The 19626-nt window shown below is 65.4% G+C and carries 16 protein-coding genes; 5 read left to right on the forward strand and 11 right to left on the reverse strand.

Going from position 1 to position 19626, the window contains the following annotated elements:
• The gene (locus tag LGT36_RS10025) at nucleotides 1-2373 is read left to right on the forward strand and encodes a beta-glucosidase (protein WP_248642062.1); all 2373 of its coding nucleotides are present in this window, start codon (nucleotides 1-3) and stop codon (nucleotides 2371-2373) included.
• Here LGT36_RS10025 and LGT36_RS10030 read toward each other — a convergent pair.
• Nucleotides 2370-2981: a TetR/AcrR family transcriptional regulator gene (locus LGT36_RS10030; RefSeq protein ID WP_226264401.1), complete on the reverse strand. Its 612-nt coding sequence runs from the start codon at nucleotides 2979-2981 to the stop codon at nucleotides 2370-2372. The two genes, LGT36_RS10025 and LGT36_RS10030, sit on opposite strands and share 4 nt — an antisense overlap.
• A gap of 137 nt (nucleotides 2982-3118) precedes the next feature.
• Here LGT36_RS10030 and LGT36_RS10035 point away from each other — a divergent pair, with 137 nt between their 5' ends.
• Nucleotides 3119-5353, forward strand: coding sequence for an MMPL family transporter (locus LGT36_RS10035; protein WP_226095188.1), 2235 nt, complete (start codon nucleotides 3119-3121; stop codon nucleotides 5351-5353).
• Nucleotides 5354-5476: 123 nt separating this feature from the next.
• Here the strand turns inward: LGT36_RS10035 and LGT36_RS10040 are convergent, their stop codons facing one another.
• The 4 genes from LGT36_RS10040 to LGT36_RS10055 are packed head-to-tail and all read right to left on the reverse strand — an operon-like array spanning nucleotide 5477 to nucleotide 9525.
• A complete protein-coding gene (locus LGT36_RS10040) occupies nucleotides 5477-6988 on the reverse strand; it encodes an FtsX-like permease family protein (RefSeq protein WP_226095189.1) in 1512 nt (503 codons plus the stop codon).
• A 4-nt stretch (nucleotides 6989-6992) separates the two neighbouring features.
• Nucleotides 6993-8201 carry a hypothetical protein gene (locus LGT36_RS10045; RefSeq protein WP_226095190.1) on the reverse strand — a complete coding sequence of 403 codons (1209 nt, stop codon included), beginning with the start codon at nucleotides 8199-8201 and terminating at the stop codon, nucleotides 6993-6995.
• Nucleotides 8198-8947: an ABC transporter ATP-binding protein gene (locus tag LGT36_RS10050; RefSeq protein ID WP_226095191.1), complete on the reverse strand. Its 750-nt coding sequence runs from the start codon at nucleotides 8945-8947 to the stop codon at nucleotides 8198-8200. Before LGT36_RS10050 ends, LGT36_RS10045 begins: the two co-directional genes overlap by 4 nt.
• Nucleotides 8944-9525, reverse strand: a complete 582-nt coding sequence (locus LGT36_RS10055; protein ID WP_226095192.1) for a PadR family transcriptional regulator — start codon at nucleotides 9523-9525, stop codon at nucleotides 8944-8946. The genes LGT36_RS10050 and LGT36_RS10055 overlap by 4 nt, the downstream gene beginning before the upstream one ends.
• Nucleotides 9526-9720: 195 nt before the next feature.
• Here LGT36_RS10055 and LGT36_RS10060 point away from each other — a divergent pair, with 195 nt between their 5' ends.
• Nucleotides 9721-10908 (forward strand): low temperature requirement protein A, encoded by a 1188-nt coding sequence (locus tag LGT36_RS10060; RefSeq protein ID WP_226095327.1) that lies wholly within the window; start codon nucleotides 9721-9723, stop codon nucleotides 10906-10908.
• Between the two features lie 10 nt (nucleotides 10909-10918).
• Here the strand turns inward: LGT36_RS10060 and LGT36_RS10065 are convergent, their stop codons facing one another.
• Nucleotides 10919-11644, reverse strand: a complete 726-nt coding sequence (locus tag LGT36_RS10065; protein ID WP_226095328.1) for a flavodoxin family protein — start codon at nucleotides 11642-11644, stop codon at nucleotides 10919-10921.
• Nucleotides 11645-11716: 72 nt separating this feature from the next.
• Here LGT36_RS10065 and LGT36_RS10070 point away from each other — a divergent pair, with 72 nt between their 5' ends.
• Nucleotides 11717-12475 carry a Pr6Pr family membrane protein gene (locus tag LGT36_RS10070; RefSeq protein ID WP_226095329.1) on the forward strand — a complete coding sequence of 253 codons (759 nt, stop codon included), beginning with the start codon at nucleotides 11717-11719 and terminating at the stop codon, nucleotides 12473-12475.
• Nucleotides 12476-12676: 201 nt separating this feature from the next.
• Here the strand turns inward: LGT36_RS10070 and LGT36_RS10075 are convergent, their stop codons facing one another.
• Nucleotides 12677-14071 (reverse strand): hypothetical protein, encoded by a 1395-nt coding sequence (locus LGT36_RS10075; protein ID WP_226095330.1) that lies wholly within the window; start codon nucleotides 14069-14071, stop codon nucleotides 12677-12679.
• 70 nt (nucleotides 14072-14141) lie between these two features.
• Nucleotides 14142-14630, reverse strand: coding sequence for a carbonic anhydrase (locus LGT36_RS10080; RefSeq protein ID WP_226095331.1), 489 nt, complete (start codon nucleotides 14628-14630; stop codon nucleotides 14142-14144).
• Nucleotides 14631-14704: 74 nt separating this feature from the next.
• On the opposite strand from LGT36_RS10080, the gene LGT36_RS10085 reads away from it, so the two are divergent.
• Nucleotides 14705-15487 (forward strand): SDR family NAD(P)-dependent oxidoreductase, encoded by a 783-nt coding sequence (locus tag LGT36_RS10085; RefSeq protein ID WP_226095332.1) that lies wholly within the window; start codon nucleotides 14705-14707, stop codon nucleotides 15485-15487.
• Nucleotides 15488-15593: 106 nt separating this feature from the next.
• On the opposite strand, the gene mmsB is transcribed toward LGT36_RS10085, so the two are convergent.
• The 3 genes from mmsB to chvE form a co-directional block, all read right to left on the reverse strand.
• Nucleotides 15594-16772 (reverse strand): multiple monosaccharide ABC transporter permease, encoded by a 1179-nt coding sequence (gene mmsB / locus LGT36_RS10090; protein WP_226095333.1) that lies wholly within the window; start codon nucleotides 16770-16772, stop codon nucleotides 15594-15596.
• Nucleotides 16769-18322, reverse strand: a complete 1554-nt coding sequence (gene mmsA, locus LGT36_RS10095; RefSeq protein ID WP_226095334.1) for a multiple monosaccharide ABC transporter ATP-binding protein — start codon at nucleotides 18320-18322, stop codon at nucleotides 16769-16771. The genes mmsB and mmsA overlap by 4 nt, the downstream gene beginning before the upstream one ends.
• 124 nt (nucleotides 18323-18446) lie before the next feature.
• Nucleotides 18447-19604: a multiple monosaccharide ABC transporter substrate-binding protein gene (chvE, locus tag LGT36_RS10100; protein ID WP_226094711.1), complete on the reverse strand. Its 1158-nt coding sequence runs from the start codon at nucleotides 19602-19604 to the stop codon at nucleotides 18447-18449.
• Between the last annotated feature and the right edge of the window lie 22 nt (nucleotides 19605-19626).

Consider the following 19626-nt stretch of genomic DNA (forward strand, 5'->3'; position numbering starts at 1 on the left):
ATGTCTTTTCACGAATACCTCGCGCTCGCCTCCACGATCGTCTCTTCGCTCGATGGTGACACCAAGATCACCTTGCTGACCGGCAAGGACTTTTGGACGACCGTCCCTCTGCCCGACCATGACGTGCCGTCGTTCGTGATGGCCGACGGACCCCACGGGCTGCGCCACCAAGATGGAAGCGGCGACCACGCAGGTCTGGGCGGCGCACAACCGGCGACATGCTTCCCCACCGCGTCAGCTCTTGGCGCGACGTGGGACGCCGAACTTGTCGAACAGGTGGGCGCTGCGATCGGCCGCGAGGCGGCAAGCGCTGGCGTTGACGTGGTGCTCGGGCCTGGCCTCAACATCAAGCGCCATCCAGCAGGCGGCAGAAACTTCGAGTACTTCTCGGAGGACCCATTGCTGTCCGGCGTGCTCGCGGCGGCTTTGGTGCGGGGCATCCAGTCAGAAGGCGTCGGCGCGTGCCTCAAGCACTACGCCGCCAACAACCAGGAATCGGACAGGTTCCGTCTCGACACGATCGTGGACGAGCGCACGCTCCGAGAGATCTACCTGACGGGATTCGAGACGGCCCTCAAACTGTCAGAGCCGTGGATGGTGATGTCCTCCTACAACCTCATCAATGGCACTCACGTGGGCGAGTCGGAGGTGATGATCCACGACATCCTGCGCAGTGAGTTCGGCTTCTTGGGAGTGGTGGTCTCCGACTGGCTAGCAGTGTCCGACAGGGTGGAAGCGGTGCGCGCAGGGCTCGACCTCGAGATGCCGTCGAGCGGAAGCGCGTGGGACCGCGAGATCTCCAAAGCCCTCACCAGCGGCCACTTGACCCACCGGACGATCGACCTGGCGTGCACCCGCATCGTCGCGCTCGCCTTGCAGGCTGGCCACGCCCGCGACGGTCGGCTCACTGACGTCGACCATGATGCTCACCACGCTCTCGCCCGCACGGCGGCGGCGGCGGGCGCCGTCTTGCTCACGAACGACGGGCTGCTTCCGCTCGACGCCGCTTCCCAGCACAAGGTGGCCGTGATCGGTGCCTTTGCCGAACACCCTCGCTTCCAAGGCGCTGGCAGCTCCCAAGTGAACGCGACCAGAGTCTCGACCTTGGTCGAAGCGCTTCGTACCAGGGGTGTCAGTGCCACGTACGCGCCTGGCTACGATCCTCGATCGGGCGACACCACCCCTGATCTGCTCGCAGAGGCGACCCGAGCGGCCGAGAAGGCCGACGTCGTCGTCCTCCACGTGGGCCTTCCCCCCAGCGCCGAAAGCGAGGGCTTCGACAGGAGCCACTTGCGTCTGCCAGACGGGCACCTGGAGCTCATCGCTGCCGTGCTCGCCGCCAACCCCCGTACGGCGATCGCGGTGTCGGCAGGCGCCCCGATCGAGACGCCGTGGGCGGACGACGCCGCGGCCGTGTTGCTGACATACCTTGGCGGGCAGGCGTCTGGCGAGGCGCTCGCCGACATGTTGTTCGGCAACGAGGAGCCGGGCGGCAGGCTGGCGGAGTCCTTCCCTGAGGCGGTCTTTGACCTTCCTTCTGACGCTCACTTCGCCGACCACCCCACTCAAGTGGAGTACCGCGAGGGCCTCTACGTCGGCTACCGCTTCCACGACACGTTCGGCCTGCCTGCGCGCTTCCCCTTCGGGCACGGCCTGGGCTATGCCGCCTTCGATGTCGACACGCTGCGCGTCGCGCCGTGGGGAGGCAAACACTCGGTCTCCGTCGACGTCACCAACACCTCCGCCCGCGCCGGCAGCACCGTGGTGCAGGTGTACGTGAAGGATGTGAAGTCGACCCTGTATCGCCCCGAGCAGGAACTCAAGGGCTTCGCGAAGGTCCGGCTCGTGCCCGGTGAGACTCAGGCGGTGACGATCGACCTCGATCACCGCGCCTTCGCCGCGTACGACGTCCAGGCTGCAGCGTGGGTCGTCGAGTCGGGAGAGTTCGAGATCAGGGTGGGCCTTTCGTCCACCGACATCAGAGCGTCGTCGACGATCGTCGTCGAAGGCACGAGGAAGGTGTCCCCCGCCGCTGCGCTCGCCTGTTCGATCGCGAGCCGGGCCGAGTTTGAGGACATGCTCGGCCGCCCGATTCCCTTACCTGCCGCAACGCTTCCGTACACCAGGGAGACGCTGATCGGAGATCTCCATCAGACCGCTCTTGGACGGGTACTGCGCAGGATTCTGTTCAGGACGATCTCGGCCAAGATGGGCATCGACGCCTCGGGCGACGACGCTCCCACAGAGATGGCCTTCATCGAGAGCACCCCTTTGCGCGCCTTGGCCACCGCGTCGGCCGGGAAGGTCTCATTGCGCACGGTAGACCTGATCGTGCGGGTGCTCAACATCGGAGTCAAGCGGCGCTTGCGCTAGTGGCCCTCTGACTCCAGCACGTCGACAACAAAGCCGGTGATGACGTCCACGTCGGCGTCAGCGAACCGGGCGGTGCACTCCGGATAAGCCACGTGCCAATTGTTGATGGCCTCGTACCCGGCGCCTACGGCCGCGATCGCCCTGATCAGGTGCTCCGGGCGGATGGCGTCGGGATCGGTCGTACCACTGAGTCCCATCGCGAGTAGGGCAGCCAACCGGTGCGTGATACCGCTCGACGCCTTCTCGTCATGGATGAGGGGCGCGAGGTTCGGGTCCTTCATCACGGCCACCACGTCGGCGTCGCATGAGGACATGGCCATGATGACGTCTCGAATGAAGCGTTCCCGCTCGGGCGCAGTAGTGAGGTCCCGCGGCTGCTCCATGACGGACGTGATAGCCGCGAAGGTCTGACCGACGATTTGCTGGAGCAGCACTTCCTTCGACTCGAAGTGGTAATACAGCGCAGCCTTGGTCACGCCCAGTTCGTCCGCGATATCGCGGATCGAGGTGCCCGCGAAGCCGCTGGTGGCAAACAGATGAGCCGCCACATCGAGAATGCGCTGGCGCGTGTTGGTGCGCGGCGCCTTGAGTTCGGCTTCGATGCTCATTTTCCCATTCTCTCACTGCGACCCGCCACTAGGGCAGCGACCGCGCGCGACGTTCCACTTGACGACCGTTTAGTCAGTATGCCACGATCGCCCTACCCCATCTTACCGGTCGTTCAGTCACTCCGAAAGGGTCTGAAATGAAAACCCTCGCCCGCCTCGCCACGACAAGGCCCATCCTCGTATTGCTCGCCTGGCTCACAGCCGTGGTGGGCCTCACCGCCGCCTCTGCCGCAGCCGGTCCCGACTTCCGTGACACCTTCTCCCTGCCAGGAACCGACTCCCAAGCCACCTACGACCTTCTCGACGAACGCTTTCCTCAGCAATCGGGAGACGCCGACACCGTCGTCGTCAGCGCCGACGCCGGCGACCTGAGTGCGTGGCAATCGACCATTGAGAAGGCCTTGGCCGAGATGGCCGCAGTCCCCTCCGTCGCCCAGGTGACAAGCCCGTTCACGCCGAAAGGCGCCTCGCAACTGAGCGCCGACGGCTCGGTGGGCTACGCCACCGTGGCGTACGACGAGGCCGCGTACAACCTGCCGATCGACGACATCGAGCACGTCGCAGAGCTGACCGCCAGCCTCGACGCGATCGACGGCCTGACCGTCGGCCACGGCGGCGGCCCTGCCTCACGGCTTCAAGAGCCTGAAGTGGGCATCGGCGAACTGATCGGCCTCCTCATCGCCGGCGTGATCCTGGTCATTGCGTTTGGCTCCGGGCGCGCGGCGACCGTGCCGCTGATCTCGGCCATCGCCGCCGTGACGGCAACCGTCGGCACCCTTGGGCTGGCCAGCAACCTCGGCCCACTCACGCCGTCCGCGTCGATCCTCGCCGTCTTGCTCGGCCTCGGCATCGGCATCGACTACGCCCTCTTCATCGTCAATCGCCACCGGCACTCGCTCAAGGCCGGCCGTGGCGTGCGCGAGAGCGTCACCGGCGCGATGGCCACGTCTGGCCGTGCGGTCGTGTTCGCCGGCATCACAGTGTTCATTGCGCTTGCAGGGATGCTCGTGCCTCAAATCGCCTTCCTCACAGGGCTTGCCATCACCGCGGCCATCACCGTCGCGTTCTCGGTGGCGGCCTCCGCCACGCTCGTGCCCGCGTTGCTCACGCTCTACGGCACCCGCATCCTGGGCAAGTCCGACCGTGCGGCCCTTGCCGAGCACGGTCGTGTCCCCGAGCCCGCGGCCACTCAGGGACGCTTCGCAAGGCTCGTCGAGCGTCGGCCGCTTGGCGCGTCGCTCGCCGCCGTCGCCTTCCTCGCTTTCCTTGCCATCCCTGCCCTCGACATCCGCTTGGGCAACTCCGACGCTGGCAACGACCCCGCTGGCACGCCGTCGCGTGTCGCTTTCGACCTGATGTCCACCGGCTTTGGCGCAGGTACCAACGGTGCAGTGGTGGTCGCAGTCGACCTGGGCGAGACGGGCGCCTTCACAGCCGACGCTCTTGCCGGGACCGCGCCGTTGCCACCCCAGTTGGCACAGCTGGCACAGGACTTGGCGGACGACGCTGGTGTGGCTGCGGTCATCGGTCCAGTGCCGAACGCTGCTGGCGATACGGCGCTCTTGAGGGTCGTTCCCGATTCTCGTCCACAGTCTGAAGAGACCAATGAGCTGGTGGAGCGCATCCGCTCCGACTACGCGCCTGCCGCGACTAACTACGACGTGCACGTGGGCGGCGTGACGGCGTCCAACATCGACTTCACCGACAGGATTGCCGATTCGATCCCGCTGTTCTTCGCCCTCGTGGTGGGGCTGTCAATGGTGGTGTTGCTCGTGGCGTTCCGCTCCTTGGTGTTGCCCCTCGTGGGAGCGGCACTCAACCTGCTGAGCGCTGGCGCCGCGTTCGGAATCTCCGTGGCGGTGTTCCAGTGGGGCTGGGGACACCAGCTCTTTGGCGTGGGAGGTGGCGGACCCGTGGAACCGTTCATTCCGCTGATCCTGTTTGCGCTCCTGTTTGGTCTCTCGATGGATTACCAGGTGTTCCTGGTCAGCCGCATGGCAGAGCTGTGGCACTCCACTCGCGACAACGCCTACGCGGTGCGCCGCGGCCTCGCCGAGGTCTCGCGCGTCATCGTCGCGGCGGCCTCGATCATGGTGGTGGTCTTTGGTTCGTTCGTGACGTCTGATGCCCGCTTCATGAAGCTGCTGGGACTCGGACTCGCTGTCGCCATCTTCTTGGACGCGTTCGTGATCAGGGTGGTGCTCATGCCGGCCATCATGCGCGTGCTGGGTGCCCGCTCGTGGTGGATCCCTCAGTGGCTCGACCGGCTATTGCCGCATATCGACATCGACGGTCACGACCATGACAACCGGCCACCAACCGTAATCGATGGCGCGGCGCCGCGCGAACCCGAGCCGGTGCTCGCGCGTTAGCAAGACGAGCGCCTACCCGAGAGGGCGACGCACGCCCTGTGGGGATGACGCGACGGGATGTGAACGGATAGACCGCCGCGTGGTCCCCGCAGGGCACTTCTGTTGGCCGCGCCGCTGGCCCATCTACGCGGCCAAACGGTAGTGGGTGGCCCGGACAGGCTTGGTGAAGGCGGCCGCGAGCAGACCGACCACGGACGGAAGCGCTATCAATGCGGCGCCAAGCCACAGCCACGGCGGGCTGAACTGCATGTCAAGGCTCTGGTAGCTCAAGGTCCATGTCGTCATCAACCCGGTTGCCAGTCCCATGGCGCTGGCCACTGCCACGATGATGGCGCCTTGCCAGCCTGCGGAAGCCCTTGCGAGGCGAGGTGAGGCGCCCAGCGAGGCCAGAGTGAAGTCGTCCCTGCGGGCATCGGCGCGAGCCAAACCTAACGCCACTCCGGTCGCGGCGCCGGCCACGAGGAGCGCCACCGCCAATGCTGCATAGGCCAGTAGCAACTGGTATTGAGGCGTCTCGTAGAGGCGTTCAACGCGCAACCAACCGCCGCCTGCGGTCGTCAATGCTGCGTTGATCCGCGCTTCCTGCTTCTGGTCGATGCCGCCGTCCACGTGGACGTATACGGTGCTCGGAACCACCGGGTATCCGAGCTCCGCCGCCGTGGCTGGCGAGATGATCCCCGCGAACGCTCGCGTCTGACCACCGGCAGTTCGTTCCACGACGGCGGGCAGGCCAAATTCTCCTGACGGCTTGTTTGTCGGCCCCGCCTCGTCCCCGTACGACGGATAGTTCCCGGCAGCGTAGTCCCACAGTTGGATGGTCAGCGCCCCGTCGGTCACCTGATCAGGATTGAACGCCACCGCCTCGCCACCTGCGAGCGCGTCCAAGGCCGCCTGCGACGGCTCCTGACCCGTGATGGCACTCAACTGTGCGGCACCTCCAACCGCCACGTTGGAGTTCCAGGCCACGTCGTCGTCGCAGCGCGGATCCTCGGCAATCTCGCGTGCCGTGCGCCCCTGGTGGAGGCAAAGAAGTTCTCGCGGATACGCCACCTCGGGCACCAAGGTGCCCGGCTCCACGGTGCCGGTGTCCCATGCCGCCACCTCGGTGATGGTGGCGTCCGGCACCACGCTTCGTACCGCCTCGACCAACTCGCCCGCTGTGGTGGAGGTGGCGTCCATGTCGAGATAGAGCCTGCCGTCGCCAAGGGGCGCCTGGAAGTCCCTCTCTCCCTGCCATCGGGCGATGTCTTGGTCGTTCGTGACCACCACGGCTGTCGCTATCGCCAGCGTTGCCCCGATGGCGGCGATCACGGGAACGGTGCGCCCCACGTTGCGTGCGGCGTCCCTCGCGGCAAGCCGTGCTGACACGCTCACCGGGGCGAGGACCCGCGCGAGGCCACGCAAGAGCGCGGTGGAGACAAAGGCAAGTCCCGCAAACGTCGCCGCGAAGCCCGCTATCAGCAGCACCGAGGCCTGGTTGGCCATGGAGGAATCGTCAATGACGTCGAACGACGCCTCGAAGCGACGTGTGGCGACGATGTCGAGCGCCACACCTATCGCCACGAGTGCGGAGCCGACCCAGGCCATCCAGCGCCGCGGCGGTGAAGGCCTGCGTGCCCCGCGCAACGCTGACATCACGTCAAGACGAGACGCCACCGCTGCGGGAATGAGCGCCGACAAGGCCCCCGCCAGGGCGCAAAAGGCGATCGCGGCGGCCGCGTGGAGGGGCTGCCAGTGATAGCCCCAGACTGCACTCTCGCCGCCGTTCCCACCCGCGTTGAGCAGGTAGGCGATCCAGCCCCATCCCGCGCCGAGTCCAATGGCGGCGCCCACCACGCCGCCAATCGTCCCCAGCAGGAATCCCGTCGCGACTCCCACGGTGGTCAGCGCCCCCCCTGCTCGCGCCGTTTGCGGCCAGCAAGGCGAGCCTTCGCTGGTCCCGGCGGAAGCCAACGGAGAAGGCCGACCCTGCCAGCAAGGCCAAAGCGATGAGGCCGATGCCTGCGGTGGCCAGCATGGCGGGTGCGACCCCGTCGCTGCCGGACGAGGGCCCATAGGCCACGTCGGGAGGGTCGAGCGCCACGGCACGTGAGTACGCGACCACACCCAGCGTGTTCCACTCCTGGATTTGCGCCCACGTAGGCGCCAGGTCAGGTAGGTACCACGTCACCACAGGCTGGTCGCGGTCACCGACCATCGCTGCGTCGGTCAGCACGACGAAGTCTCGGTACGAGCCACGGTATTGCTCGACAATGCCCGTGACCGTCGCAGTCATGTCAGGAGAGGTCAACTCCACCGAGTCGCCCACCGTCACCTCGAGAAGCTCCGCCGCGCTGACAGATACCAGCACCTCGTCGGCTGCAACGGGGGCAACTCCTTCGACCACGTCATACAAGCCCGCAAACTCGGTACGCCACAACTCCCCGGCGAGATACTGGGCCCCCACCAGCGCATCGCCGGCACGCACGGTTCCGCCGCCTTGGGCTACCGGGATTGCCTCGGTTCCCGACGGAAGGATGGCCTGCACGTCGACTAGTGCGGCACCAAGTTCCGAGAACTCGACGTCTTCCGTCCCCACGGTGCGGGGGTCCGTCGGCGCTTGCACCACCGACTGGCCACCCCACATGCTCCCATCGAGCCACGCCTGGTTCTGTCCTAGTTCTGCGCGAATCTGTTGCTGGGCGGTGGGCTGCTGGCTGACATGGACTGTGCCTACAGCCATCAGCACCGCACCCGCCAGCGAGACCATCGTGACCACGAGCACGCCCTGGCGCGGGGCGCGCCGTAGTTCCTTGGTCGCCAAACGCAGGGCCGTGAGCCCGCGCCACATGGGGGCGAGTGGCTTCACCGCACTTCGCCAGCGAGTAGTTGCTCTGGCCGGGACGCAGTCGACTGATCGATGATCCGCCCGTCCGCCAGGTACACAATGCGGTCAGCCCATGCGGCGTGGCGTGGATCGTGGGTCACCAATACCACCGCGCCGCCCTCATCGACTCGCTCTCGCAACCCAGCCAGCACATGGTCACCGGTGACGGAGTCCAGAGCTCCCGTGGGCTCGTCGGCAAGCAGCAGCCCGCGTGTTCCCACGATGGCGCGCGCGATAGCGACGCGCTGCTGCTGACCACCCGAGAGGTCGTCAGGATAGTCACTGCTGCGCTGTCGCATATTGACTGAGGCAAGTGCCCGCCTGGCCTCAGACCGCGCGGTGGCGCGGGAGGCGCCCGCAAGGTCGAGCGGCAGGGCAACGTTCTCGAGGACCGTCAGGGCTGGCATGAGATTGAAGTCCTGGAACACGAAGCCGATGCGCTCGCGACGCACGGCCGCGAGTTGGCGGCGGCCGAGCGTACCAAGGGAGAGCCCACCCACCTCGACAACTCCGGAGGTGGGAGTCAGGAGCGCGCCCGCAATGGCGAGCAGGGTGGACTTCCCTGAGCCTGACGTGCCCATGACGGCCACCATCTCTCCCGCCTCGACGTCGAGGCTCACGTTCTCGAGCGCGTGGATGGAGGTGTCGCCGGAGGGGTAGGTCTTGTTCACTTCTCGAAGGCGTAGCGCGGGGCCTGAATCTTCACCGGTCCTTGCCGCGCGCCTCATGACCGACCCACCGTTTCGTGGGCGACCGTATCTGTGGAGGCCGGGGCCGCGGCCTGAGCGCGCGAGGCGCGCCGTCTCGCGAGCCGCGACTCGGTGTGGTCGAGCCACCGCACCTCGGCCTCTGCTCGGAAGATCATGGCGTCCGCCACCAGTTCCCACGCGTCATCTGCGCCGGACGATGTGCGCTTGGCGCGCGTGAAGTCCTGCAGGGCCTCCATGGCCGCCTTGCGCTGGGCCTGAATGACCGCACCGACGTCCACGCCGGGGCTGGTCGCCGCGAGCGCGACTTTGAGTGCGATGTCCTCGCGGCCGGGGCTCGCCGGAACGGTCGGTGTCGCCCACCATTGGGATGCGGCCTTCCTGCCGGCATCGGTGAGTGCGTAGTGCACCTGGCGCTCATCGTCCGCTTCTCGGCGCTCCACGAGGCCGTCTCGCTCAAGACGGTCAAGCGTGGTGTATACCTGCCCGATGTTGAGGGGCCATGCCCCACCAGTGCGCTGTTCGAATCCTGCGCGCAGCTCGTACCCGTACTGCTCCCCCTCGACGAGCAGCGCAAGCAATGCGTTCTTGATGGACATGGCCCCCCTCATACATACTCGGTATCTACATACTGAGTATGGGTAGCGTGCGCAGAGGTGTCAAGCGCTTCCGCGCGGGTTGACGAAACGAGACCGCAACCCCGGTTCCCTCGCGCGCTCCGTGGGAATCTTCTCGGCACCGGTTCCCGTTGAATCTGTGGCGGACTCCCCGCCTTCGAGCCGGAAGGAGCCGCTGTGCGCGCACTGCGCAAGATGGTGAGCACTCACGCCACTCCCGAGGATCACAAGGTCACCACGGCTGAGCTGTTCTTTGACCTTGTCTACGTGTTCGCCTTCACGCAGGTCACCGCGTGGATCGCACACGAGGCTTCGCCGCTTGGCGCCGCACAGGGCCTCACGTTGCTCACAGTCTTGTGGTGGACGTGGGTTCCCTACGTGCGACTCGGCAACAGCGTCAGGGCCGATCGCGGCCTTCCACTCATGGGCTTCGTCGTCACGATGGCCGCCGTCTTTGTGGCCGGCTTCGCCATCAACGGGCTCTGGGAGGCGGAAGGCGGGACGCTCAAGCCGCTCACCTTCGCGGCGATGTACCTCGTGATCCGCGGCGTCCACGCCTCGATCTCCGCCTACGTCTCCCGTGATGACGACCGCGCGCTGCGGCACCTCGCGTGGCTCGCCGCCGCCTGGCTGCCCTCGTCCGCACTCCTCATCGTCGGCGCTTTCATGTCGCCGGAGACCCGGCTGTGGTGGTGGATCGCCACGATTGCCGCCGACCTCGCAGTCTCGTACGTACTCGACGCGGTGGGACGCAGCCCGGAACTGCGATCAGGCGGGCACGTCGCGGAGCGCTACAACCTCATGTTGATCGTGGCGCTTGGCGAGTCGGTGGTGGCCGTCGGGGCCGCGGCAGACCAGGTCGAACTGGGCGCCACCCTGCTGGCCTTCGCCGTGGCGGGCATCGCCTTGGCCGTCGGGCTCTGGGGCCCCTACTTCAGGGCCGTGGGGCCCGCACTGGAAGAGGCGCTCACGTCCGCGAAGGAGAAACTCAAGCCTGCGGTGGTGCGGGACCTCTTTACGTATCTGCACCTGCCGCTTGTTGCCGGGATCATCGTCGCTGCCGCCGGCGTCGAGGAAGCGATCAAGGCGCTCGAGTCCGACGAGCCCAGCGGGGTCGCGGGCACCTTGATCGCCGTCGGCGCGGCCGTCTACCTCGCGACCCTCGCTGTCGTGATGCGCCTGGCCGGCGGTCGGTGGTCGGTACTCGCGGTGGCCGCCCTGTTCGTCGCCACCGCCGTGTGGTGGGCGTCGTCCCTTGCCGTGCTCGCCCTGCTCGCGTTGGTCGCCGTCGTGCTCGGCGCCGCGACCGTGTTCACACCTGGTCGCTCGGAAGAGGAAGTCTCAGTGGTGGAGGTCAAGGAGTAGCGGCCCCGCCTTACCCCTGGCTACTCGCCGCCGGGTGGCCAAAGCGCTCGCCCTCGCTCCACGCCTTCGACGAGTTCCCCCCAGCGGGGAAGCCCCCCGAATCCTTGAGCCAGCGCGCAGTATGCATGAGGTTCCACGCCATGAAGGTGGCGGTCTGCTGCGTGAAATCGTTGTCTTGGCCGCCGCCGTCGTCACTGAGATAGGAGGGGCCGGGGCCCGCCGCGCCCACCCAGCCGGTGTCGGCCTGAGGCGGGACAGTGAACCCGATGTGCTGGAGCGAATAGAGCAACTCCCTCGCCACGTGCTTGTAGCCGTCCTCGTTACCCGTGACGACTGCTCCACCTGCGCGGCCGTAGAACTGGTACTGGCCGCGTTCGTTTGGTTCACTGCTGATCGCATACAGGCGCTCGATGACGCGGCGCGCGACCGATGACTCGGCGCCGAGCCAGATGGGCGAGCCCAGCACCAGGATGTCCGCCTGAAGGACGCGCTCGGCCAGCGCGGGCCAATCGTCGCTCGGCTGGTTGCCGCCAGGCACATCCTCCGTCATGTCAGCCGCCATACCTGGCGCAATGTCGTGGTCGACCGCCCTGAAGGTATCGACCGTGACGCCTTGGTTTGCCATGACAGCCGCCGCCACGTCGAGCAGGCCCTGCGTGTTGCTCGTCTCAGGTGACGGCTTCAGCGTGCAGTTGATGAAGAGCGCCTTCAGGTCAGAGAATTCTTGCTGTGTCATCGATGACCTCCTTCGATATGTGGCAGTCAGTGTGCGGGAATCGGGTCAAGGTCTCCTAAGGTTGAACTCGCCATGAGCCGTCACCATTCCGCCTCTACCCGCTGGGTAGCCACGCTGCGCGTCGCGATGTCGCTTCTCATCGTCGGCGCGCTCATCGCGACGCTCACTGACAATTCCGGCCTGGTTCCGTCGAGTTACTTGGATCTCCTCAGCTACTACACGCTCCAGACGAACGTGGCGGCTTTGATCGTGTGGGTGGTGGCAACAGTCGCCGCGAGCGGCATGGCTCAAGCACCGTGGTGGCTCGAAGTCGGGCGCGCCTTCGTCGCCGCCAACCTCGTGCTCATTGCGTGCGTCTACTGGGTGCAGGTGGCGCCGCTTGGCCTTGAGCACGGGCCGCAACTGGTGACGGTGATGATCATCTCCCACGTGGTCACGCCGCTCTACATGATCGCGGAACACTTGCTCGTCGGCACTCGGCTGCCCGTCCCCACCAGGCTGTTGCCGTGGCTCGTTGCCTACCCGATGGCATGGTCGGCGGCTGCTGTCATCCGCGTGTGGTCGGGGGGTTGGGTGCCGTATGAGTACCTTGAACCTTCGCGCGGCATCGGAGCTGTCGCTGTGACGATTGCGGCGCAAGGGGCCGTGCTGTGCGCCCTCACCTGGGCGGCCATGCGGCTGCGGGCGTGGCGCCGTGTGCCAGATCCCGCCTACCGGGCCGAGACGTCACCAACATCGATAGAAATGGCGCGCAGCGATGTCTCCCAGCGCGCCTTCTCCCTCGCCGCGAGCACGGACATCACTCCCCAGAGCCCCAAGTCGTCGATATAGCCGATAAACGGCAAGAACAACTCGGGAATCACGTCGATCGGCGACACCACCTAGACAAGCGTTCCGATGGCGGCTAGCCATGAGACGGGCGACAGCTTCCAGGTGCCGTTGGCGATCGCCTTGAAGAACTTCATCCACATCCGCATCGCGAACTCCTCTCGTCCAGCCCAGCGTAAGCGACGGGAATGTCCGCGCCGCAGACTATGCGGAGTCTGCGGCCTCTCGTGCGGGAAGTTCCGCCTCCGCCATGGTGACTGGATCAAGCCACAGGCCGTCAATGACGTCCTGCAGTCTCTGCTCCCCGGTTCCAGCCTCCACGTAGTACTCCCCCTGGTGTCTCCAACCGAGCACGTCGACGATGTCAACCGAAATCAGGTCGAAGCGCCCGTCCGCATCCGCGGGTCGCAGCTCCACGGTGGCATATCGCGCACCACGCATCACGATGCGACCCCCTTTCGCACCATCGGCCCAGAAGTACTCGTCCGGGAGTTCCGCGTCGAGAATTGCCTGCTCGACGCCGCTCACATACGGGTCGTCTTGCGCCGGATCGACGCGTGTCACGAGGTACGGGGCGTCATCCGCATTCTCGCCCGATCCGCGGTAGTACGCCGGCACTGCGTGGGGTAGGTCCGCATCATCGATGCGGATGCCCCGGTCCTCGGCCTCGCCCATATCGGACTCGGTGGACCACCCTTCGAACACGGGGAACCGCACGCCGTGACCATCCCTGATCACGGCTCCCTGCCATGGGGATCTCCGCTCCACGACCGGCAATCCCTTCCACCCACCCTCGACGTAGATGCCTACACGCGCGTGGCCATTGAAGTTGAGTCCCGAGATGCCTGGGCGACCGTCCATGAGGTAGCCGATGCTGATGGTGTACCGCGTGGAGACTTTCTCCCATGCTTGTTCGCCCGTGGACCTCACAATGGGCCGTGCGTACGAGGCGCGGAAGGTGTAACTCGGACCAGGGAATGCGCCGGTCTCGTAATCGACCCGAATCAGTGACAACTCCTGAATGCGCGCGCGAGGTTCGTCCTCGCTGTAAGAGACGGGCTGATAGCCCGCCGTCTGACGCCACTCGAGTCGATCATCGTCGACCAACACAAAGTCGCCCCGGTCGGCGCCAGCAGTGAAGTAGTCGCGAAATGGGTCGACCTGGAGAAGATGGCCGTCCGCAAGATTCCAGAACGCTTCTTGCGCCGCAGGGGAGTCATCAAAGACCAACGGCGAGTCGATGACCACGGAGACGAGGAAGTCAAGGGCGGCACGCGCATGGATCTTGAGCTCATCCTCTCGGAGCGACTCCAGGGCCGACGTCGAAACGATCGCGTCTTCCAGATCGATGACCAACCACGGGTCGCTCACCGACATATGTGCATACGTTCCGTACTGATCGCTTCCCGTGCCATAGACCCCGATGCCGTAGTAGTCACCGAAGTCGAGCGGCTCAGCCGGCTGAAGCGTCGGCGTCTGCTCAGAAGCGCGGACAGCCGCCGACGCCGACGGCATCGGCTCGTCTCTGTCCACACCCGAGCAGCCCACGGCGCATGCCACCGCCGAAACCAAGGCCACTATCCGCATCACCCGTGTCATGACCAGCACTCAAGCAGACAGGGGCGCCCCCGCGTCTCGCGTCAGCGACATCTGTGGATAAGTGGCGGGACTACACGACCTCGCGCAAGCGCCCAGAATGCACGTCGAACACGAAACCGCGCACCTGCGTCGTGTCCACGAGGAACGGGCAGCGCTGCAAGCGGGCCATCGACTGACGCAGGTCGGCATCGAGGTCCTTGAAGGACTCGGGGCTCCAGGTGGGCTTGAGCCCCGTCTCGTCGAGCAACTCGTTGCGCAGTTCGTCGTCGCTAAAGGTCAGGGCGCCGCAGTCGGTGTGGTGAATGAGCACGATCTCTCGCGTGCCCAGTTTTCGCTGCGAGATGGTGAGCGAACGGATCACGTCGTCCGTCACCACGCCGCCAGCGTTCCTGATGACGTGCGCGTCACCGATGTCCAGGCCGAGCATGGCGAAGGTATCGAGCCGCGAGTCCATGCACGCCACCACGGCGAGTTGACGCTTGGGGGCGAGGGGACGGTCGGCAATGTACTCGGCGGCGTAGTCGGCGTTGTGCTCGAGCAGTTCGTCAGTGATACCCATGGGCCATACGGTAACCCGTGGAAAGTGGAATAGGGCGCTCAACGGCACACGTTGCGTCACCAAAGGAGGCCACCATGGCACGCATTTTCATTACCGGTTCCACCCGCGGCATCGGCGCGGAGACCGCGCGACAACTGATCGACCTTGGCCACGAGGTGGTGGTGCACGCCCGCAACGCCGCCAGGGAGGACGACGCGGCAAAGGCGGTTCCCGGTGCCGCTGGGATCGTGACGGGCGAACTCGATAGCCTCGCCTCAACCGCCGCGCTCGCCGCGTCCGCGAGCGCACAGGGACCCTACGACGTGATCATTCACAACGCCGGCGTCGGCGGCGGCTTGGCCGGCAGGGAGTTAACCTCCGACGGTTTCGAGCGCATCTTCCACACCAACGTCATCGCGCCCTACATGCTGACCGGTCTCATGGTGTTGCCGCGGCGCATCGTCTACCTGACCTCGGGGCTGGAAGCGAACGGCACCTGGGCGCCAGAGGACTTGCAGTGGACGCAACGCGAGTGGCGCGGCATGCAAGCCTACTCGGACTCCAAGCTCCACGACCTGATGCTCGCGCTGGAGGTCGCGGCGCGCTACCGCCATGTGATCTCGAACGCCGTCGACCCCGGCTGGATCAAGACGGAGATGGGCGGGCCGCAAGCGCCCGACCCCGTCGAGCTCGGCGCCGAGACCCAGGTGTGGCTAGCAACATCCGACGACGCTGAGGCGACGCTCAGCGGCCGCTACCTCAAGCGTCGTCAAGAACTCGCGCCCAACCCGATTGCACTCGACGCGCCCTCCCGCACCGCCCTGATCGACGAGTTGGAGCGCCTCACAGAAGTGAGCCTGCCGTCGCGGGAGCAGTAGCCGCAGACGCGACGATGCCCCACCGGACCGCACGCTAGAAACGGTTCGGCGGGGCATCGCCCCCTGGCACACCACGGGAGGGGCGCACCAGGTCGGAGAGGTACTGCTATTTGGTTCCTGCGCGACGCTTGTTGTACACGTCGAATGCCACTGCGAGAAGCAACACGAGACCCTTGACCATCTGCTGCTCCGGCAGTTCGAGGCCCAAGAGCGACATGCCGTTGGACAGCACGGCCATGATCAAACCACCGACCATGGCTCCCGTCACTCGGCCGACGCCGCCGGTGACCGCCGCGCCACCGATGAACGATGCGGCGATGGCGTCGAGCTCGAACAGTTGTCCTGCTCCCGGCTGCGCTGAGTTGGTACGAGCTGAGTACAGCACGCCTGCCACACCGGCCAGGAAGCCCATGTTGAGCATGATGCCGAAATTGACCCACTTGACCTTGACGCCAGACAGCGTGGCCGCGGTGAGGTTGCCACCAATGGCGTAGACGTGGCGGCCGAACACGGTGCGCGTAGTGACGACGGTGTACACCATGACCAGCACACCAAGAATGATGAGCACGTACGGAAGGCCGCGAGCATTCGCGAGCTGCCACGCAAACGCCATGACGACGGCACCGACGGCGACGATCTTCAGGATGAAGAGCCACAGCGACTCGACGCTCTGGTTGTAGGCGAGACGCGCCTGACGCCCACGCACTGCGCTGGCCGCGTAGCCAGCGACGGCGAAGGCGAAGATCAGGATGGTGAAGAGGTCGTAGCCGTCTCCACCGAGCCACCCGTTGGCAAAGCCGTTGCCGATGTCTTGGTAGACCTTGGGGAACGGCGACAGGGAGATCGATCCGAGCACGTACCACGTGGTGCCTCGGAACAAGAGCATGCCTGCCAGCGTCACGATGAACGCAGGAATGCCCACAAAGGCGACCCAGAAGCCCTGCCAGGCGCCAGCGATGATGCCGACAGTCACGGCGGCGAGCACGCCCAGCCACCAGGGCAGTCCTTCCCTGATCACGAGCAGTCCCGAGACGGCGCTGGCGAACGCGGCGACGGAACCCACCGACAGGTCGATGTGCCCACCGATGATGACGATCACCATGCCGATGGCCAGCACCAGGATGTAGGAGTACTGCAACACGATGTTGGTGAGGTTTCCTGGGCTCAGGAGCGTGCCGTCGGTTCTCCACGTGAACAGCGCCACGATCGCCACGAAGGCGATGAAGATGCCGCTCTGGCGCACATTGCGCAGCATTAAGTCTTTGAGGTTGGCCGTGCCTGTCATGACTGCGCCTGTTCCATTTCCTCGGCGCCTCCATTGGCGGCCGAACGTTCTTGAGTCATCAATTTCATCAAGCCCTCTTGGGTGGCATCCGCGACGTCGACGACGCCCGTGATCCTCCCGAAGGCAAGGGTGTAGATCCGGTCGCACGTGCCGAGCAGCTCCGGCAGCTCCGAAGAGATGACGATCACCGCCTTACCCTCCGCGGCGAGCCGGTTCACGATCGTGAAGATCTCGTACTTGGCGCCCACGTCAATGCCCCTCGTGGGCTCATCAAGGATGATCACGTCGGCGTCGGTGTAGATCCACTTGGACAACACCACCTTCTGCTGGTTTCCACCAGAAAGGTTGTTGACCGTCTGCATGACCGTTGGCGTCTTGATGTTCATGGAGCTGCGGTATTCCTCAGCCACCTTGAGCTCTTCGTTGCCGTTGACAAAGCCGTTGCGGCTCAACTTGAAGAGCGCTGCGGACGAGACGTTGCGGCGCACGTTGTCGATGAGGTTGAGGCCGTACTTCTTGCGGTCCTCTGTCACATAGGCGATGCCAGCATCGATCGCGTCAGACACGGTGCGGAGGTTGAGCACCTTGCCGTCCTTGAGGATGGTGCCGGAGTGCGCGCGCCCATAGGCTCGTCCGAAGATGCTCATCGCCAGTTCAGTGCGACCTGCGCCCATCAGGCCTGCAATGCCGACAACCTCACCCGCGCGGACAAAGAACGAGGCGTCCTCGATGACGACGCGCTCTTGCTGCGTGGGGTGATACACGGTCCAGTCCTCGACCCTGAACACCTCTTCGCCGACGTGCGAGTCGCGCTCTGGGTAGCGGTGTTCGAGGTCGCGACCCACCATGCCGCGAATGATGCGGTCCTGGTCGACACCGTCGTCGGCCATGTTGAGAGCCTCGATGGTCTTGCCATCGCGAATCACGGTCGTCGTGTCGGCGATGTTCTCAATCTCATTGAGTTTGTGCGAGATCATGATCGACGTGATGCCGCGCTCTTTGAGCTTGCGCAGCAGGCCCAGCAGGTGGGCCGAGTCGGTGTCGTTAAGCGCCGCGGTGGGCTCGTCGAGGATGAGTAGCTTCACGTCCTTCGAGAGCGCCTTCGCAATCTCGATGAGTTGCTGCTTGCCGACACCGAGCTGGCTGACGGGCGTCACAGGGTTCTCGTGCAGCCCGACCTGGTTCATGAGCTCGGTGGCCTCGTGGTTGGCACGGTTCCAGTCAATGAGTCCTGTGCGGCCGCGGCGCTCGTTGCCGAGGAAGATGTTCTCCGCCACCGTGAGGTGGGGCACCAGCGCAAGCTCCTGGTGAATGATGACGATGCCTGCGTCTTCGGACTCGTTGATCGAGTGGAAGCGGGCAACCTGCCCTTCAAAGACAATGTCGCCGTCGTAGGTGCCGTACGGGTAGACGCCCGACAGGACCTTCATGAGGGTCGACTTTCCTGCGCCGTTCTCGCCGCAGATCGCGTGGATCTCGCCCTGTTCGACGGTCAGATTCACGTCTTCCAGCGCCTTGACGCCGGGAAATTCCTTGGTGATGCTCTGCATCTGAAGGATGGTGGACACGCGCCTACCTCCGTTGGTGGCTTCGTGGGGGGGGTGGAGGCCGGCTCCCACGTGGTGCCGGGCGGGTTGCGCCCGGCACCACGATGGGTTCGGCGGGAGTGACTACTTACTCGGCGACGCCGGATGCGACCTCTTCGGCCGTCCAGTAACCGGAGTCAACAAGCAGCGACTCGATGTTGTCTGCGTAGACGATGTCCGACTCGAGCAGGAACGAGGGGACCACCTTGACGCCGTTGTCGTACGTCTCGGTGTCGTTGGCCGTGGGCTCGCCACCGCTGAGGAACTCCTCAGTAGCGGTCACTGCCTGAGCGGCCAGCTTGCGGGTGTCCTTGAAGATGGTCGCGAACTGCACGTCATCTGCAATGAGCTTGACCGAGGCGATCTCGGCGTCCTGACCGGTCACGATCGGGAAACCATCCGCGATGGTGGCGGGGTAGCCGGCGTTCTGCAGCGCGGTGATGATGCCGCGTGACAGGCCGTCGTAAGGCGACAGCACACCGTCAACGGTGGTGCCTCCTGAGTAGGAAGCCGTCAGCAGGTCTTCCATGCGACGCTGTGCGGTCTCCTGCTGCCAGCGCAGAATGGCTGCCTGCTCGATCTCGACCTGGCCGGAAGGAACCACGAGGGTGCCGTTGTCCAGGTAGGGCTGCAAGGTGTCAATCGCGCCGTTCCAGAAGAAGAAGGCGTTGTTGTCATCGAGCGAACCTGCGAACAGTTCCACGTTGAACGGGCCGGTCTCGCCGGTCTCGTTGCCGTCCTTGTCCAGGATGCCGAGGCCGACCAGCAGCGAAGTCGCCTGCTGCACGCCCACCTGGTAGTTGTCGAACGTCACGTAGAAGTCAACGTTCTCGCTCTCGCGGATCAGGCGGTCGTAAGCGATGACGGGGATTCCCTGGCTGGCTGCGTTCTCCAGCTGGGCCGTCAACGCGGTGCCGTCGATCGCGGCGATGATCAGCAGGTCTGCACCGTTGGTGATCATCTGGTCGATCTGCTGGGTCTGCGTGGGGATGTCGTCGTTCGCGAACTGCAGGTCGACGTCGTAGCCGAGCTCCTGAAGTCCACTCTCAACGGCAGCGCCGTCTGCGATCCAGCGCTCGGACGTCTGCGTGGGCATTGCCACGCCGACGCGAACGTCTTCAGCGACAGGAGCCGCTCCGTCGGTGGGGTCGTCGTTGGTGGTTCCGGCACCTTCGCCGGAGCAAGCTGCAAGTCCTAGAGCTAGGACTGTTGCAGCCGCGGCACCCATAAGCCGCTTTGCGTTCATATCTCCTCCTCGAGATAGTCCG

Source organism: Demequina sp. TMPB413, assembly GCF_020447105.2.
Classification (GTDB): domain Bacteria; phylum Actinomycetota; class Actinomycetes; order Actinomycetales; family Demequinaceae; genus Demequina.

Bases quoted from the DNA above. Each gene is read 5' to 3' on its own strand.
- LGT36_RS10070 (WP_226095329.1), top strand. From the start codon at position 11,717: ATGAGCCGTCACCATTCCGCCTCTACCCGCTGGGTAGCCACGCTGCGC.
- LGT36_RS10055 (WP_226095192.1), bottom strand. From the start codon at position 9,525: ATGTCCATCAAGAACGCATTGCTTGCGCTGCTCGTCGAGGGGGAGCAG.
- LGT36_RS10050 (WP_226095191.1), bottom strand. From the start codon at position 8,947: ATGAGGCGCGCGGCAAGGACCGGTGAAGATTCAGGCCCCGCGCTACGC.
- mmsB (WP_226095333.1), bottom strand. From the start codon at position 16,772: ATGACAGGCACGGCCAACCTCAAAGACTTAATGCTGCGCAATGTGCGC.
- LGT36_RS10035 (WP_226095188.1), top strand. From the start codon at position 3,119: ATGAAAACCCTCGCCCGCCTCGCCACGACAAGGCCCATCCTCGTATTG.
- chvE (WP_226094711.1), bottom strand. From the start codon at position 19,604: ATGAACGCAAAGCGGCTTATGGGTGCCGCGGCTGCAACAGTCCTAGCT.
- LGT36_RS10085 (WP_226095332.1), top strand. From the start codon at position 14,705: ATGGCACGCATTTTCATTACCGGTTCCACCCGCGGCATCGGCGCGGAG.
- LGT36_RS10030 (WP_226264401.1), bottom strand. From the start codon at position 2,981: ATGAGCATCGAAGCCGAACTCAAGGCGCCGCGCACCAACACGCGCCAG.
- LGT36_RS10075 (WP_226095330.1), bottom strand. From the start codon at position 14,071: ATGACACGGGTGATGCGGATAGTGGCCTTGGTTTCGGCGGTGGCATGC.
- mmsA (WP_226095334.1), bottom strand. From the start codon at position 18,322: ATGCAGAGCATCACCAAGGAATTTCCCGGCGTCAAGGCGCTGGAAGAC.
- LGT36_RS10025 (WP_248642062.1), top strand. From the start codon at position 1: ATGTCTTTTCACGAATACCTCGCGCTCGCCTCCACGATCGTCTCTTCG.
- LGT36_RS10065 (WP_226095328.1), bottom strand. From the start codon at position 11,644: ATGACACAGCAAGAATTCTCTGACCTGAAGGCGCTCTTCATCAACTGC.
- LGT36_RS10040 (WP_226095189.1), bottom strand. From the start codon at position 6,988: ATGTCAGCGTTGCGCGGGGCACGCAGGCCTTCACCGCCGCGGCGCTGG.
- LGT36_RS10080 (WP_226095331.1), bottom strand. From the start codon at position 14,630: ATGGGTATCACTGACGAACTGCTCGAGCACAACGCCGACTACGCCGCC.